This is a genomic window from Rhizobium sp. Root274 (genome assembly GCF_001429245.1).
Taxonomy (GTDB): domain Bacteria; phylum Pseudomonadota; class Alphaproteobacteria; order Rhizobiales; family Rhizobiaceae; genus Allorhizobium.
In genome coordinates, this window is sequence record NZ_LMJE01000007.1 from 654,988 (window position 1) to 670,157 (window position 15,170).

General features: G+C 61.3%; 14 protein-coding genes. 9 read left to right on the forward strand and 5 right to left on the reverse strand.

Annotation, left to right across the window (positions count from 1 at the left end):
* Positions 1-23: 23 nt before the first annotated feature.
* The gene (locus ASE36_RS12130) at positions 24-290 is read right to left on the reverse strand and encodes a hypothetical protein (RefSeq protein ID WP_062279638.1); all 267 of its coding nucleotides are present in this window, start codon (positions 288-290) and stop codon (positions 24-26) included.
* Positions 287-682 carry a DUF2325 domain-containing protein gene (locus tag ASE36_RS12135; protein ID WP_062281300.1) on the reverse strand — a complete coding sequence of 132 codons (396 nt, stop codon included), beginning with the start codon at positions 680-682 and terminating at the stop codon, positions 287-289. Before ASE36_RS12135 ends, ASE36_RS12130 begins: the two co-directional genes overlap by 4 nt.
* Positions 683-983: 301 nt before the next feature.
* On the opposite strand from ASE36_RS12135, the gene ASE36_RS12140 reads away from it, so the two are divergent.
* The 3 genes from ASE36_RS12140 (at position 984) to ASE36_RS12150 (ending at position 6,540) form a co-directional block, all read left to right on the forward strand.
* Complete coding sequence (locus ASE36_RS12140; RefSeq protein ID WP_062279640.1) at positions 984-2,345, forward strand: NAD(P)-dependent oxidoreductase; 1,362 nt, start codon at positions 984-986, stop codon at positions 2,343-2,345.
* Positions 2,346-2,371: 26 nt separating this feature from the next.
* Positions 2,372-3,685, forward strand: a complete 1,314-nt coding sequence (preA, locus tag ASE36_RS12145; protein WP_062279642.1) for an NAD-dependent dihydropyrimidine dehydrogenase subunit PreA — start codon at positions 2,372-2,374, stop codon at positions 3,683-3,685.
* A 167-nt stretch (positions 3,686-3,852) separates the two neighbouring features.
* Complete coding sequence (locus ASE36_RS12150; RefSeq protein ID WP_062279644.1) at positions 3,853-6,540, forward strand: EAL domain-containing protein; 2,688 nt, start codon at positions 3,853-3,855, stop codon at positions 6,538-6,540.
* Between the two features lie 29 nt (positions 6,541-6,569).
* Here ASE36_RS12150 and ASE36_RS12155 read toward each other — a convergent pair whose 3' ends face one another.
* Positions 6,570-7,211 (reverse strand): exopolysaccharide biosynthesis protein, encoded by a 642-nt coding sequence (locus ASE36_RS12155; protein ID WP_062279646.1) that lies wholly within the window; start codon positions 7,209-7,211, stop codon positions 6,570-6,572.
* A 144-nt stretch (positions 7,212-7,355) separates the two neighbouring features.
* Between ASE36_RS12155 and ASE36_RS12160 the strand changes: the two genes are divergently transcribed.
* Positions 7,356-8,297 carry a DMT family transporter gene (locus ASE36_RS12160; protein ID WP_062279648.1) on the forward strand — a complete coding sequence of 314 codons (942 nt, stop codon included), beginning with the start codon at positions 7,356-7,358 and terminating at the stop codon, positions 8,295-8,297.
* On the opposite strand, the gene ASE36_RS12165 is transcribed toward ASE36_RS12160, so the two are convergent.
* Positions 8,287-8,940 carry a TetR family transcriptional regulator C-terminal domain-containing protein gene (locus ASE36_RS12165; RefSeq protein ID WP_062279650.1) on the reverse strand — a complete coding sequence of 218 codons (654 nt, stop codon included), beginning with the start codon at positions 8,938-8,940 and terminating at the stop codon, positions 8,287-8,289. The two genes, ASE36_RS12160 and ASE36_RS12165, sit on opposite strands and share 11 nt — an antisense overlap.
* Positions 8,941-9,229: 289 nt before the next feature.
* Between ASE36_RS12165 and ASE36_RS12170 the strand changes: the two genes are divergently transcribed.
* The 3 genes from ASE36_RS12170 to hydA all read left to right on the forward strand — a co-directional run bounded on the left by ASE36_RS12170 (position 9,230) and on the right by hydA (position 12,913).
* Positions 9,230-10,483, forward strand: coding sequence for a Zn-dependent hydrolase (locus tag ASE36_RS12170; RefSeq protein ID WP_062279652.1), 1,254 nt, complete (start codon positions 9,230-9,232; stop codon positions 10,481-10,483).
* Positions 10,484-10,698: 215 nt separating this feature from the next.
* Entirely contained in the window at positions 10,699-11,118 is a 420-nt protein-coding gene (locus tag ASE36_RS12175) for an endonuclease domain-containing protein (RefSeq protein ID WP_062279654.1), read from the forward strand.
* Between the two features lie 337 nt (positions 11,119-11,455).
* Positions 11,456-12,913, forward strand: a complete 1,458-nt coding sequence (hydA, locus tag ASE36_RS12180; RefSeq protein ID WP_062279656.1) for a dihydropyrimidinase — start codon at positions 11,456-11,458, stop codon at positions 12,911-12,913.
* Between the two features lie 344 nt (positions 12,914-13,257).
* Here hydA and ASE36_RS12185 read toward each other — a convergent pair whose 3' ends face one another.
* On the reverse strand, positions 13,258-13,671 hold the full coding sequence (locus ASE36_RS12185) for a cupin domain-containing protein (RefSeq protein WP_062279658.1): 414 nt from the start codon (positions 13,669-13,671) through the stop codon (positions 13,258-13,260).
* Positions 13,672-13,792: 121 nt separating this feature from the next.
* Here ASE36_RS12185 and ASE36_RS12190 point away from each other — a divergent pair, with 121 nt between their 5' ends.
* Positions 13,793-14,581, forward strand: coding sequence for an ABC transporter ATP-binding protein (locus ASE36_RS12190; RefSeq protein ID WP_062281303.1), 789 nt, complete (start codon positions 13,793-13,795; stop codon positions 14,579-14,581).
* 252 nt (positions 14,582-14,833) lie between these two features.
* Complete coding sequence (locus ASE36_RS12195) at positions 14,834-15,169, forward strand: hypothetical protein (protein ID WP_062279660.1); 336 nt, start codon at positions 14,834-14,836, stop codon at positions 15,167-15,169.
* Position 15,170: the final 1 nt, after the last annotated feature.

A 15,170-nucleotide genomic window follows, 5' to 3' on the forward strand; every position in this document is an offset into this window, starting at 1 on the left:
CATGTAACCGACAAACGAAACGACTACGACTTGGCGTTGGCGTTCCGCTGCCATCGCGGCGCGGGAAATTCGATGACGAGGGCGGGGGCCCGGTTCACTGCTGCGTACATGGTAGCGGATTTTCGTTCATGCAAGAGCGGCAAAGTGATGATTTCGCATTTCATCACTTCACTTTCTGGCAAGCGTTGCAACATTGCCTCGGCAAGCTCTGGCAGAAGCCCCTCGCCGCGCTGACGCGCAAGCTCGTGGAACGAGCCGATCGCGCCCTTGTCGAAATCGTCCCTGCTCATCCGTTCGAATTCCTTTCATTGAGTGTCTGCAATGCGCGCTCAAGACTGGATTTCGAGCCGTTTCGCAGCGGAATGAAAGTCTTGCCGAACTTCTTGCAACCGCTCTTCACGCGCAAACACGCATCGTGACTGATACAGTCGATCGGGCAGAAGACGCAGTCGACGGAGGGCAACACCGTGTCGATCCGCGATACCGCTTCACGTAAACCCCCGTCATGGTGAATTAGTTCCGCACCAAAATTATTCGCGATCTGGCGAAGGTGCGCCACCTGGCAATCACGTCCGCCGACATAGAGGAAACTCTTGACGTCGGGCTGCTGACGCTGTGCCTGTTGGGTGCTGGCAACGGCACTCGAAGGCTTCTGTTGCGCACGCTTATTCTTTTTCGCCATGATGCCCTGTCTCCCTGAACGGCCGTCGCTGGACTCGGTCGTTTCCGCCGATCCGTTAGCCATACAAAACATGACAAAGGGAGTAAAGTATTAAGTGGAACCGACTTCTCATGTTTTCACCGAACAAGAGCGGCGTTGAACCGGCCATCAGCCTGCGCCTCGCCACTTCATTTGACATCAGTCAAAACCCAGCATTTCCGGGATTTTCCCGGCGTCGGAAGTAAATTTTTACCGTTTGATAAAAGTTTGAACCTGGATTACGCTTCACTGCATCGCTTCGAATATAAAAGAGGGAACTGCGATGCGAAGACTGGAACCGGGCCTGAAGGCCGGGCGGCTTGACGCTGCCGATTATGCGAAGAATTTCTCCGACCTGCATCCCCGCCTGGGCGAGCACGAGGCGCTTGTCGCCTCCGATCGTTGCTACTTCTGTTACGACGCGCCGTGCATGACGGCCTGTCCCACCGCCATCGATATCCCGATGTTCATCCGGCAGATATCGACTGGCAATCCGCTCGGCGCCGCCAAGACCATCTTCGACCAGAACATCCTCGGCGGCATGTGCGCTCGCGTCTGTCCCACCGAAACGCTCTGCGAAGAAGCCTGTGTGCGCAACACGGCCGAGGAACGCCCCGTCGAAATCGGCCGCCTGCAACGCTACGCCACCGACATCGCCATCGATGAAGGCCGTCAGTTCTATCGCCCGGCAGCCTCGAGCGGCAAAACGGTCGGCATCGTCGGTGCCGGCCCCGCCGGTCTTGCCGCCGCCCATCGCCTTGCCCTGCATGGCCACCAGATCACCATCTACGAAGCCAAGGAAAAGGCCGGCGGCCTCAATGAATACGGCATCGCCGCCTACAAGACCCCCAATGATTTTGCCCAGAAGGAAGTCGACTACATCCTATCACTCGGCAATATCGACGTGCTGGACGGCCAGGAAATGGGCGTCGATTTCAAGCTCGCCGACCTCCAGGCCAAGCATGATGCCGTCTTCATCGGCGCCGGTCTCGGCAACGTCAATGGACTGAACATTCCGGGTGCCGGCATCAACGGCGTGCTCGATGCGGTCGAATTCATCGCCCATCTGCGCCAGGCGGATAGCAAAGCCGACGTTCCTGTCGGCCGTGACGTCGTCGTCATCGGCGGCGGCATGACCGCAATCGATGCCGCCGTCCAGGCGAAGCTGCTGGGCGCCGAGAACGTCACGATCTGCTACCGCCGCGGCAAGGAGCACATGAACGCCTCGGACTTCGAACAGGATCTCGCGACCTCGAAAGGCGTCCACATCCGCCATTGGCTGCAGCCGAAGGAGGTGGCCCATCACAGCGGCCACTGTTCGGCGATCACCTTCGAATACACCCATCTCGAAAACGGCATGATGAAGGGTACTGGCCACACGACCGAGATCAAGGCGGATCAGATTTTGGTCGCGATCGGCCAGAAGCTCGACGCCCAGGGTCTGGATGGTCTGAAGATCGAAGGCGGCAAGATCGCCATCGATGCCGAGGGCCGCACCTCGATTCCCGGTGTCTGGGCCGGCGGCGACTGCGCCTTCGGTGGTCAGGACCTGACGGTCTCTGCCGTCGCCATGGGCCGTGACGCGGCCGAAAGCATCAACCGCTCTCTCGCCGTTCAGACGGCGGGCGCAACAGCCGTCGCATGACGCACGCTCTCGAGAGGATTTGAACAATGGCTGATCTCAGGAATAATTTCGTCGGCATCAAGTCGCCCAACCCCTTCTGGCTGGCTTCCGCCCCGCCGACCGACAAGGCCTACAATGTCGAGCGCGCCTTCAAGGCGGGCTGGGGCGGCGTCGTCTGGAAGACGCTTGGCTCCGAGGGGCCACCGGTCGTCAACGTCAACGGCCCGCGTTACGGCGCGATTTGGGGCGCGGACCGCCGCCTCCTCGGCTTGAACAATATCGAGCTGATCACCGACCGTCCGCTGCAGATCAATCTGCAGGAGATGAAACAGGTCAAGATGAACTGGCCGGACCGGGCGCTTGTCGCCTCGATCATGGTCCCCTGCGTCGAGGAAGAGTGGAAGGCGATCCTGCCGCTGGTCGAAGAGACCGGCGCCGACGGCATCGAACTCAACTTCGGCTGTCCGCACGGCATGTCCGAACGCGGCATGGGCGCTGCCGTCGGTCAGGTGCCGGAATACATCGAAATGGTCGTGCGCTGGTGCAAGCAATACACCCGCATGCCCGTCATCACCAAGCTGACACCTAATATCGCCGACATCCGCAAGCCCGCCCGCGCGGCAAAAGCCGGCGGCACGGATGCCGTCTCGCTGATAAACACGATCAACTCCATCGTGTCGGTCGATCTCGACAGCTTTGCCCCCTCGCCCACCGTCGGCGGCAAGGGGACGCATGGCGGTTATTGCGGCCCGGCGGTGAAGCCGATCGCGCTCAACATGGTGGCCGAGATCGCCCGTGATCCGGAAACCCACGGCCTGCCGATATCAGGCATCGGCGGCGTCACCACCTGGCGGGATGCGGCCGAATTCCTCGTACTCGGCGCCGGCAACGTCCAGGTCTGCACGGCGGCCATGACCTATGGCTTCAAGATCGTCCAGGAGATGATTTCTGGTCTCAACGACTGGATGGACGCCAAGGGCCATCAGAGCCTTGACGACATCTGCGGCCGCGCTGTCCCAAACGTCACCGACTGGCAGTATCTCAACCTAAATTACATTGCCAAGGCCCGCATTGATCAGGATGCCTGCATCAAATGCGGCCGCTGCCACATCGCCTGCGAGGACACGTCCCACCAGGCGATCACCAGCATGGTCGATGGCATCCGCCACTTCGAGGTCATGGAAGACGAATGCGTCGGCTGCAACCTCTGCGTCAACGTCTGTCCCGTCGAGAACTGCATCACCATGGTGGGCCTGGAAGCAGGGACGATGGACCAGCGCACCGGCCGGCCCGTCGAGCCGGTCTATGCCAACTGGACAACGCATCCAAACAACCCCATGGCCGCCCAGGCCGCAGAATAATGAAAAAACAAGTTTGCCCGATCCATTAATGGACCGGGCAAACTGCCCCAAATTGCGTTGTTTCGGTGCGGGATTCAGGGAATCTTTAGCCATTGACGCCGACAATGTCTGTGAAGGTCTGCACAACCCTCAATTTTGAGGGTTCATCCTAAACGGGCGTCGGCAATATGACGGGAAAGACGAACAATTCGGCTGCGCGTGACGGTTGGCGCAACCGTCTGCAGATCATCATTCCGAGCGTCCTGGTGCTTCTCGCCGTGGCGGTGCTCGCGTTTTATGCAGACAGCCAGCAACGCCAGATTGATCGCGAATACAGCCGCAGCGCCGTGCAGGAACAGCTAGGCCTGATCCGGACGAAGCTGGAAGGCAATATCAACGCCAATATCCGGCTGCTCCAGGGTGTCGTCGCCGTCATCAGCACCGACCCCTATGTCTCGCAATACCGCTTCAGCACGCTCTCCGAAAACCTGCTGGAGAACCCCTCACAGATCCGCAACATCGTGGCAGCCCCGGATCTGGTTAACGCATTCGTCTATCCTTACGAGCGCAATCGCGGCTTCATCGGCAGGCGCCTCCTAGCCAATCCGGAGGAAGCCAGATTGCTGCGCGCGTTGAGAAGCGGAGAGACGGTCATCCAAGGACCCACTCCGCTAAACAATGGTTCCCAGGGGCTGCTGGTCACGCTGCCCATCGGCATGATCAACGATGTTGGCGAGCCTCGCTTCTGGGGAGGTCTGGTCGGCGTCATCGATTTGCCGCGTCTTTATGACGACAGCGGGTTGCTCGCCAATGATCTCCCCTTGCGTCTCGTCGTCGCCAAGAAAAACGCCGATCCCACCCGCTCGTCGATCATCTTCGGCGACCACTACGTGCTCGACAACGACCCGGTCCGCATGGTGATCGACCTCGGCAACGATCAGTGGACGATTGCCGCAATTCCATCCGAAGGCTGGAACAAGGGGACACCCCGATCAAACTTTCTGCGCCTGATGGTTCTCCTGGTCGCGACCATGATCTGCGCGACGGTCATCTGGGTTGCGCTGCTCATGTCGGAGCGGCAGAAAAACTACGGCGCCCTGCGCGAACGGGAGGAGCAACTGAGAGCGGTATCGCACCGCTTGGGTCTTGCGCTTGAAACCTCCAGCATCGGCATCTGGGAACTCGATCTCGCCTCCGGCGATATCCAGTGGGATGACCGCATGTTCCAGCTCTACGGCGTCGATCGCAATGTCCGCACCTGTTACGATGTCTGGAAGTCCTGCGTTCACCCCGATGATCTCGTTCACGCCGACAATTGCCTTGCGCAAGCGATCGAGCAGGGAACGAACTATGAGACCCAGTTCAGGATCTTTCGCGAAAGTGGCGAAATCCGCCATATCCGTGCCGTCGGCACGGCCTTCCGCAACCCGCAAGGGGCCATCAGCGTGCTCGGCGTCAACTGGGATGTCAGCGCGGATGTTACCCTTCAGGAGGAACTGCGCGAGGCGCAGCGGCAGACTGAGCAGCAGAACGCCGCCCTTGATACCGCCCGCCGCCGCATGGAGTACAATTCGCTGCACGATGCCTTGACGGGCCTGCCCAACCGTCGCTTCCTCGATCAGACGCTGGCAACCTTCCCGAAGGACGGGACCGAGCGACAGCACCTGACGGTGCTGCATCTCGACCTCGACCGTTTCAAGGAAATCAATGATACCCTTGGTCACGGCGCCGGCGACGCGATCCTGCGCCATGTCGCCGACGAGTTGAAGCAATGCGTCGGTCCGCAGGATTTCGTTGCCCGCATCGGCGGAGACGAATTCGTCGTTGTCTGCGCCAGACATCTGCGCTCGGATGAATCCTCCGCGCTCGGCGAGCGGATGGTCGCTGCGATCAACCAGCCCATCGTCTACAATGGTCACGAATGCCGCGTCGGCGCCTCGATCGGCATCGCCACGCAGCCGGAAGCCGCCATTCCGTCCGAACAACTGCTGGTCAATGCCGACATTGCCCTCTACGAGGCCAAGCGCCGAGGCCGCAACCGCGTCGAGCATTTCAACGACAGTCTGCGCGCTCGCACGATCAACGTGAAGCAGACGGCCGATGCCATCCTGCGCTCGCTCGGCGAGGAAGATTTCGTCGCCTGGTATCAGCCGCAGTTCGATGCCAATACGCTGGAGATCAACGGCGCCGAAGCGCTCGCCCGCTGGAACCACCCGAAAAAGGGCATTCTTACACCCGATAAGTTCCTCGATATTGCCGAGAGCCTCAACGTCGTCGCACAGATCGACGCCACCATTCTGGAGCAGGCCCTCGCCCAGCTGTCACGCTGGAAGGCCCTGGGCCTTGGGATCGAGCATGTCTCGGTCAACATCTCGGCGCAGCGCCTGTTCGAGGACAAGTTGATCGACAGGCTGGAGACCCTGTCGCTGCAGCCGGGCAGCCTGTCCTTCGAGCTGCTGGAATCGATCTCCTTCGATGACAAGGCCGATGCCGTGGCTGAAAGCCTCGAACGGATCAGAGCGCATGGTATCGCTATCGAAATCGACGATTTCGGCACCGGCTATGCCTCGATCCTGTCGCTGATCAAGCTGTCGCCGAGCCGGCTGAAGATCGACCGCCAGCTCGTCGCCCCGATTGTCACCAACGCCACCCAGCGCCGCCTGATCAGTTCGATCGTCGATATCGGTCGCTCCTTCGGCATCGGCATTGTGGCCGAAGGCGTCGAGACAATGGAGCATGCGGCAATCCTGCGCGATCTCGGCTGCCACACCCTGCAGGGCTACGCTCTTGCCCGGCCAATGAGCGCGGACGCCTTTGCCGAATTCGCCCAGCGCCATGCACAGAGCCGCGATATTCCGATACCCCGCATTGCGTGATGCGTATCGGGATCTGCTGCAAGAAACCCTCAGCCGCCGAACAGGTTCAGGCTCTGGCCGGCGGCCATGGCTGCATAGGCAAGCGCACCGAAATAGATGAGCGTCAACACCACCATCAGATGCCCCGCAGCCACCACCGCTCCGTCCCGCTGCGAAATCCCGGTGGAGAGCAGCAGGATCGCCACCCCCGGCAGCGTGTTGGAAAACGGGATGAAGGAAAGCGGCATCATCAAAAGAATGCCGGCTGCCGTCAGCACCAGTCCGTTGATCCGGTTCACCACAGCACCGGTCGTGAGCCCGAGCAGGCGCGGCCGCACATAGCGATCGACCTTGCGCAGGATCGTCAGGCCCCGCTCCAGAACCGGCACCAGACGGCTAGTGTCGAGCTGGCGGTCCGCGACCTTGTTCGGAAGCCAGGGAAAGCGATTGAAGGTGATCGCCACGCCGATGAGCACGATGCCTGCGCCGAAGACGGTGGAAACGCCGGGGATCGACACCGGAACCAGGAAGGGAAGCGCCAGAAGTCCGCACAGCAGCAGAAGCCCGCTTTCCCCCATTGTCTGCAGGATCTGCCTGAGCGTGACGTGCTCGCCATCCATCGACGCGATCACCTCTTCCAACACCGCACTGGTGCTTCGGTCTGTATCCTGGAAGCCGATCTTCGTTGTCATCAGGGTCGCTTTCGATTAACTCCGGGAGGAATCTGTCAGAGGCGACGCAATGCGGCGGCACCTCAAGCCGCAGATGAATGAGAATGCCGGGCCGGTCAAGTCACGCCATTAGGGATGACGACGACCCGGGCCCCGAGATTGAGCATGACCGAAAACCCCGACCTTTCTGCCGCCCCCGCCAATCGTCATACTGTCCATGCCAAAGGTCGCGAAAAGCTTCTGGCCCATGCGGCGATGCTGCTCTTCGCAGCGCTGATCGCGGGTTCCTTCTCCTTCGGCGGCATGGCGGCCCAGCATCTCGAAGCCGGCCCGCTGACGCTCTGGCGCTACCTGATGACCATGGTCGTCATGGGTATCCTCACCTTCGGCGTGCTGCGGGTACCCTTCACAAAGCCGCGTGGCGTCTGGCGCTATGCCCTGCTGGGCGGTCTCATCGCGATCTACATGTTGACGATGTTTGCGGCGCTCGAATTCACCAGCCCCGTCCAGACCGGCGCCGTCTTTACCCTGATGCCTCTGATATCAGCCGGCTTCGCCCTCGTCTTCATCGGCCAGAAGACGAGGCCGGATGTCATGATCGCCCTGGTGATCGCGGCCCTTGGCGCTATCTGGGTCATCTTCCGGGCCGATATCGGCGCCATCCTCTCCCTCGATGTGGGTCGTGGAGAATTGATCTATTTCGTCGGCGTCATCTGCCACGGCGCCTATGTCCCCTTAATCCGCAAGTTCGGCCAGGGTGAGAACCCGGTGGCCTTCGGCTTCTGGGTTGTCGTCTTCACCATCCCATGGCTGCTGCCAACCGGTGCCGTGCCGCTCGCTGAAACCGATTTCGCCGCCCTGCCCGGCACGGTCTGGGCGACGATCGCCTATCTCTCGATCGTCACGACGGCCATCACCTTCATGCTTCTGCAATACGCATCCATGCGCCTGCCGGCCCCCAAGGTACTAGGCTACGGCTATTTGACGCCCACCTTCATCATCCTGCTGGAAGGCCTGCTGGGTCACGGCTGGGCAAGCCCCGCCGTGTTCCTCGGGGCCCTTGTGACGGCGGCCGGCCTGTTGGTGATGGGACTGCTCAGGGACTGACGGACGGCTTCAGGATCAGTCCGCTCACGAAAAGGCTTTCCAGAAATAGCGCAGCCGCCTCGAAGCGGTCGGTGCCATTGCGCGCGCTCCCGAGCACGGCCTGCACCTGCACGTCGAAATCCGCATAATGCTGGGTCGTCGACCAGATTGAGAAGATCATGTGATGCGGATCGCAATCACGCACCTTTCCGGCCGAAATCCAGGCGCGGATGACCTCGGCCTTCTCGTCGACGAGATCCTTCAAAGGCCCTTCCAGCACCGACATGATATGCGGCGCACCCTGCAGCACTTCATTGGCAAACAGCCGGCTTTCGCGCGGAAACTCCCGCGCCATTTCCAGCTTGCGCCGGATATAGGAGCGAATCTCCTCTTCCGGATCGCCATCAGCATCGAAGGCCTGCAAAGGCTCGAGCCAGTTCTCCAGCACGCGGTCGATCAGCGCCCGGTGCATGGCCTCCTTTGTGCGGAAATAATAGAGCAAGTTCGGCTTTGACATGCCCGCGACCTCGGCGATCTGGTCGATCGTCGAACCGTGGAATCCGCGCTGCGAGAAAACCTCAAGCGCCGCTTCCAGAATAAGCTCTTCCTTCTCCTCCTGGATCCGCGTCCGCCTCTGGGTCTGCGCCGCCCTCGGTATCGCCATGTTCGAACTGTTCCCCGCCTAGCTTGCTGAAATCGCTCGGCAAAATTGAAGCTCAAAATCTGGGCATCTGCTCGATATTTTGTCGCAGAATTTTGCCGATTTCGTCTTGAGTGCCGTGATGGAAGTTGTAATGTTTTACCAGTCGGTCAAATTATTGGACAGATGTCAAATAAAGGCAACTGCCGATACGACAGCGGAAAAAGACAAACATTAAGCCGCTGTTGTTGACCTCGGGAACAAGGGAGTTGGGCGGAAGATCCAGCTCTCGATAAACAGGTGAGGATCTGCAATGACGGCGCAATCCGGCACGAACCTTCGCGTGAACGGCGATCGGCTGTGGGACATGCTCATGGAGATGGCGAAGATCGGCCCCGGCATTGCTGGCGGCAACAATCGCCAGACCCTGACGGACGAAGATGCCGAAGGCCGCCGCCTGTTCCAGCGCTGGTGCGAGGATGCCGGGCTTTCCATGGGCGTCGACACCATGGGCAACATGTTCATGACCCGCGCCGGCACGGATCCGGACGCGCTTCCCGTCTATATCGGCAGCCACCTCGACACCCAGCCGACCGGCGGCAAGTATGACGGCGTGCTCGGCGTCCTCGCAGGCCTCGAAGCCGTCAGATCAATGAACGACCTCAACATCCGGACGAAGCACCCTGTTGTCGTCACCAACTGGACGAACGAGGAAGGCGCCCGTTTCGCCCCCGCCATGCTCGCCTCCGGCGTCTTTGCCGGTGTGCTGACACAGGACTACGCCTATGGCCGCAAGGACATGGACGGCAAGACCTTCGGCGACGAGCTGAAGCGCATCGGCTGGCTGGGCGACGAAGAGGTCGGCGCCAGAAAGATGCATGCCTATTTCGAATATCACATCGAACAGGGCCCGATCCTCGAGGCCGAGGACAAGCAGATCGGCGTGGTGACGCATTGTCAGGGCCTCTGGTGGCTGGAATTCACCCTGACCGGCAAGGAAGCCCATACCGGATCCACCCCGATGAACCGCCGCGTCAATGCCGGTCTCGCCATGGCCCGCATCATGGAAATGGTCCAGACGGTAGCCATCGACAACCAGCCCGGCTGCGTCGGCGGTGTCGGTCAGGTGAATTTCTCGCCCAATTCCCGCAATGTCCTGCCCGGCACGGTCATCTTCACCGTGGACATCCGCTCGCCCGAACAGGCAAAGCTCGACGGCATGCGCGCCCGTATCGAAAAGGAAGCAGCCGAAATCTGTTCCGCCCTCGGCGTCGGCTGCTCAGTCGAAGCCGTCGGCCATTTCGATCCGGTCACCTTCGATCCGAAGCTCGTCTCCTCCGTCCGCAAGGCGGCGGAAGATCTGGGCTATAGCCACATGAACATCATCTCCGGCGCCGGCCACGACGCCTGCTGGGCAGCGAAGGTCGCGCCCGCCACCATGATCATGTGCCCCTGCGTCGGCGGCTTGAGCCATAACGAGGCGGAGGAGATTTCCAAGGAATGGGCAACGGCAGGCGCAGACGTGCTGCTGCGCGCCGTGCTGGAGACGGCGGAGATTGTCGGGTGATGAACTCGCTTCGCGCCCCCTCATCCGGCGCTACGCGCCACCTTCTCCCCGCTGGGGAGAAGAGGGAGCTCCACGCAACCACACGGGACAAGGTTGACATCACCATTTGCCGAACCGCAGCATTCGCTGGATGGAGCGCACGACGTCAGCGTGACCTCTTCTCCCGCTCGGGGAGAAGGTGGCGCGTAGCGCCGGATGAGGGGGGCCGAACGGCCATGACACACCCGCAAGATCCGACCAAAAGGTTGCCCGGAAAAACAGTCCCGGCCCGCAACCTTCGCACCAACGACACCGAGGCCGAATACCGTCTCTGGGGCGACATCCGCAATCGCCGGCTGAATGGCTACAAGTTCAGTCGCCAGATGCCGATTGGCGTCTATATTGTTGATTTTGTTTGCCACGAACAGCGGTTGGTGATGGAACTCGACGGTAGCCAACATGCGCAAAACGAACGCGACGACCGGCGAACCGAGTGGCTGAACCGACAGGGTTACTCCGTTCTGCGGTTCTGGAACGCCGAGGTCCTGCAGGGGCGCAGCGCTGTCCTCGATACAATTCTCGCCGTTCTGCAAGGTCAGATCGTCGAACGTTGCGACGCGATCCGGTTTTCGCCAGCTTCACGAGGGGACCGGTGACCGTCATGCTGCCACGGCCTTCGCTTCGCGCCCCCTCATCCGGCCCTTCGGGCCACCTTCTCCCCGCTGGAGAGAAGAGGGAGCGCGCGACGACCTCGTCGGACCCCGGTATTCGCTCACTTCACCGCAGCGTCCGAACAGAAGATCGAGGTGCGCTACGTCTGCGTCACCTCTTCTCCCCAGCGGGGAGAAGGTGGCGCGTAGCGCCGGATGAGGGGGCGCCGCAGGCGAAAGCCAAAACGCGGAAGCTATCGGCAAGCGACAAACACGACATGCTGAGAGGACAAACGCTAACCAACCGCGCAAGCATCAAGAACACGATACGGGGAGAGAGCAAATGACCACCACAGTCATCAAAGGCGGAACGATCGTCACCGCCGATCTGACCTACAAGGCCGACGTGAAGATCGAGGGCGGGGTCATCGTCGACATCGGCCCCAACCTCTCCGGTGACACCGTATTGGACGCAAGCGGCTGTTACGTCATGCCCGGTGGCATTGATCCGCATGTGCATCTCGAAATGCCCTTCATGGGTACCTATTCCGCCGACGACTTCGAAAGCGGAACCCGCGCCGGCCTCGCTGGCGGCACGACCATGGTCGTCGATTTCTGTCTTCCGGGCCCGGACCAATCCCTGCTCGATGCGCTCACCATGTGGGACAACAAGACCTCGCGTGCGACAGCAGACTATTCCTTCCACATGGCGATCACCGGCTGGAACGAGCGGGTCTTCGACGAAATGAAGACGGTCGTTCAGAATCGCGGCATCAACACCTTCAAGCATTTCATGGCCTACAAGGGCGCGCTGATGGTGAATGACGACGAGATGTTCGCCTCCTTTCAGCGCTGCGCCGAACTCGGCGCACTTCCCCTTGTGCACGCCGAAAACGGCGATGTCGTCGCCTCGATGACGGCGAAGCTCTTGGCCGAAGGCAATAACGGACCGGAGGCCCATGCCTATTCCCGTCCGCCGGAGGTCGAGGGCGAAGCCACCAACCGTGCCATCATGCTGGCCGATATGGCGGGCGTTCCGCTCTATGTCGTGCACACCTCCTGCGAACAGGCGCATGAAGCCATTCGCCGCGCCCGCCAGAAGGGTATGCGCGTCTATGGCGAGCCGCTGATCCAGCATCTGACGCTCGACGAAAGCGAATATTTCAACAAGGACTGGGACCACGCCGCCCGCCGCGTCATGTCACCCCCGTTCCGCAACAAACAGCATCAGGATTCCCTCTGGGCAGGGCTCCAGTCGGGCTCGCTCTCGGTCGTCGCCACCGACCACTGCGCCTTCACCAGCGAACAGAAGCGTTTTGGCGTCGGCAACTTCGCCAAGATCCCGAACGGCACCGGCGGCCTTGAAGACCGCATGCCGATGCTCTGGACCTATGGCGTTGCGACCGGCCGCCTGACGATGAACGAATTCGTCGCGGTCACCTCGACCAACATCGCCAAGATCCTCAACATCTATCCGAAGAAGGGCGCCGTCCTGGTCGGCGCCGATGCCGACCTCGTGGTCTGGGATCCGAAGCGTTCGAAGACCATCTCCGCCAAGACCCAGCAGTCGTCGATCGACTACAATGTTTTCGAGGGCAAGGAAGTGACGGGCCTGCCGCGCTACACGCTGACCCGCGGCTATGTCGCGATCGAGGAAAGCGCGGTGAAGACCCGTGAGGGCCACGGCAAGTTCGTGCGTCGCGAGCCGTTCACGGCGGTCAACAAGGCGCTGTCGACGTGGAAAGAACTGGTCGCGCCGCGCAAGGTGGAACGCACCGGCATTCCGGCGACGGGGGTGTGAGCAAGTCTATGGTGTTGGCGTTTGCGGCGACCCCCCTCTGTCACTTCGTGACATCTCCCCCACAAGGGGGGAGAGTGGCCGCGGAGTGCTCACGTCCCACCTCCCCCTTGAGGTGGGAGGTCGCCGCAACGCGGCGAGTGGGGGTGACACCGGCGACGAGTTCGACGTCGCTGGGGCACGCTGACGCTTTACGCATCACCCCACCCCGGAGCTCCGCTCCGACCCTCCCCCTCAAGGGGAGGGTGAGGCTTCGGCACCTGCCCCAACCGATCTCCCCCCTTGAGGGGGAGATGCACGGCAGGGCAGAGGGGGGTAACCCAAGCGCCAACGTCAGAGACGAGGCGTCACACCTCCACCAACCCATCCAGTTCCGGCAGCAACACCACGCTCTCCTGCTCGTTCGGATCGGTGCGCGCAATGATCGCCGTGCAAGGCGCATTGGACAGGTTCGCCGGCAGATGTGGCACGCCGGCCGGAATGTAGAACAGTTCGCCCGCATGCACGATCACATGGTTCTCCAGCCGCTCGCCATACCAGGTATGCGCCTGACCGGAGAGCATGTAGATCGCCGTTTCGTGGCTCTCGTGCAGATGCGCCTTGGCGCGGGCACCCGGCGGCATGGTCAGTACATGCATGCAGATGCCCTTGGCGCCGACGGTCTCAGCGGCGATCCCCTCGAAGTAACTCAGCCCCTGCTTGCCCTCATAGGTATGGCCGGGCTTCACGATCCGGCAGGTGGGTGTCGATGATGCATCCATGGTCTGATCCTCTCGTCTGCGGCACTGCCGCCCTTCCCTCTCTGCCGGTTGCAACCGGCCTCCGTCCGACAGCATGCAAGAGGCCTTTCGCCTTTGCAAGAAACCCGATTGGTTCCGCTCGATGAATGCACCCACTTCCGTCGTATCCGCCAGGGATCTCAGTCTGACGTTTCAGACCGATGACGGGCCCGTCAATGCCCTGTCCAACGTCAACCTGGAGGTGAAGAAGGGTGATTTCGTTTCCTTCATCGGCCCCTCCGGCTGCGGCAAAACCACGTTTCTGCGCGTCATCGCTGATCTGGAAAAACACACCGGCGGCGAGATCACGGTGAATGGCATGACGCCCGAAGAGGCCCGCAAGGCGCGCTCCTACGGCTATGTCTTTCAAGCCGCCGCCCTCTATCCCTGGCGCACCATCGAGAAGAACATCGCCCTGCCGCTGGAGATCATGGGCTACAGTGCGGCGGAAAAGAAGAAGCGCATTGAACAGACGCTGGAACTGGTCAACCTTTCGGGCTTTGCCAAGAAATATCCCTGGCAGCTGTCGGGCGGTATGCAGCAACGCGCCTCGATCGCCCGCGCGCTCGCCTTCGATGCCGACCTGCTGCTGATGGACGAGCCCTTCGGTGCCCTCGACGAAATCGTCCGCGACCACCTCAACTCCGAACTGCTGAAACTCTGGGATCGCACCAACAAGACGATCTGCTTCGTCACCCACTCGATCCCCGAGGCCGTCTACCTCTCGACCAAGATCGTCGTCATGAGCCCACGTCCGGGCCGCGTGACCGATATCATCGAGTCGACCCTGCCGAAGGAACGCCCGCTCGACATCCGCGAGACGCCGGAATTTCTGGAGATTGCACATCGGGTGCGCGAGGGTTTGAAGGCGGGGCATAGCTATGAGGAATAGTGTTGTGCTTGTGGCAAGGATGCCCCTCACCCTGCCCCTCTCCCCGCAGGCGGGGAGAGGCCGCTTTATAGCAGAGGACTCGGTTACCCCCCTCTGCCCTGCCGGGCATCTCCCCCACAAGGGGGGAGACCGGGATGCGGCCGCCTTCTCGCTCCTGTGGCACAACGCCAGCCTCTGCTCTCCCCCCCTGTGGGGGAGATGTCACGGAGTGACAGAGGGGGGTAATGCACTCTCGACCCGAGGGCTCACCCCATGAACCCCACCTTCCTCCTCTGGCTTGGCGCCGCCATGGCAACCTTTCTCGGTGCCGCCACCGTTTCCCGCGCCTATGTCGACAGCGGCAAGCTTTGGGTGCTCGTGGCCTCGCTCGCGCTTTATTGCATCGGCAATCTGATGATGGTGAAACTCATGCGCGAGGGTGGTCTCGGGCTCGCCATCTCCGCCTCCTCGGTTGCCCAGCTCCTGCTGATCAACGTCATCGCCTTTTTCCTGTTTGGCGAACGTCTGACCACGCTCCAGTCGGTCGGTGTGGCGCTCGGCGTCGTATCGATTGCGCTCATGCTCTTTCCGGCGAAGGGAGGCGTCTGAT

Coding starts and splice junctions, on each gene's coding strand:
- ASE36_RS12130 (WP_062279638.1), bottom strand. CDS start 290: ATGAGCAGGGACGATTTCGACAAGGGCGCGATCGGCTCGTTCCACGAG.
- ASE36_RS12135 (WP_062281300.1), bottom strand. CDS start 682: ATGGCGAAAAAGAATAAGCGTGCGCAACAGAAGCCTTCGAGTGCCGTT.
- ASE36_RS12140 (WP_062279640.1), top strand. CDS start 984: ATGCGAAGACTGGAACCGGGCCTGAAGGCCGGGCGGCTTGACGCTGCC.
- preA (WP_062279642.1), top strand. CDS start 2,372: ATGGCTGATCTCAGGAATAATTTCGTCGGCATCAAGTCGCCCAACCCC.
- ASE36_RS12150 (WP_062279644.1), top strand. CDS start 3,853: ATGACGGGAAAGACGAACAATTCGGCTGCGCGTGACGGTTGGCGCAAC.
- ASE36_RS12155 (WP_062279646.1), bottom strand. CDS start 7,211: ATGACAACGAAGATCGGCTTCCAGGATACAGACCGAAGCACCAGTGCG.
- ASE36_RS12160 (WP_062279648.1), top strand. CDS start 7,356: ATGACCGAAAACCCCGACCTTTCTGCCGCCCCCGCCAATCGTCATACT.
- ASE36_RS12165 (WP_062279650.1), bottom strand. CDS start 8,940: ATGGCGATACCGAGGGCGGCGCAGACCCAGAGGCGGACGCGGATCCAG.
- ASE36_RS12170 (WP_062279652.1), top strand. CDS start 9,230: ATGACGGCGCAATCCGGCACGAACCTTCGCGTGAACGGCGATCGGCTG.
- ASE36_RS12175 (WP_062279654.1), top strand. CDS start 10,699: ATGACACACCCGCAAGATCCGACCAAAAGGTTGCCCGGAAAAACAGTC.
- hydA (WP_062279656.1), top strand. CDS start 11,456: ATGACCACCACAGTCATCAAAGGCGGAACGATCGTCACCGCCGATCTG.
- ASE36_RS12185 (WP_062279658.1), bottom strand. CDS start 13,671: ATGGATGCATCATCGACACCCACCTGCCGGATCGTGAAGCCCGGCCAT.
- ASE36_RS12190 (WP_062281303.1), top strand. CDS start 13,793: ATGAATGCACCCACTTCCGTCGTATCCGCCAGGGATCTCAGTCTGACG.
- ASE36_RS12195 (WP_062279660.1), top strand. CDS start 14,834: ATGAACCCCACCTTCCTCCTCTGGCTTGGCGCCGCCATGGCAACCTTT.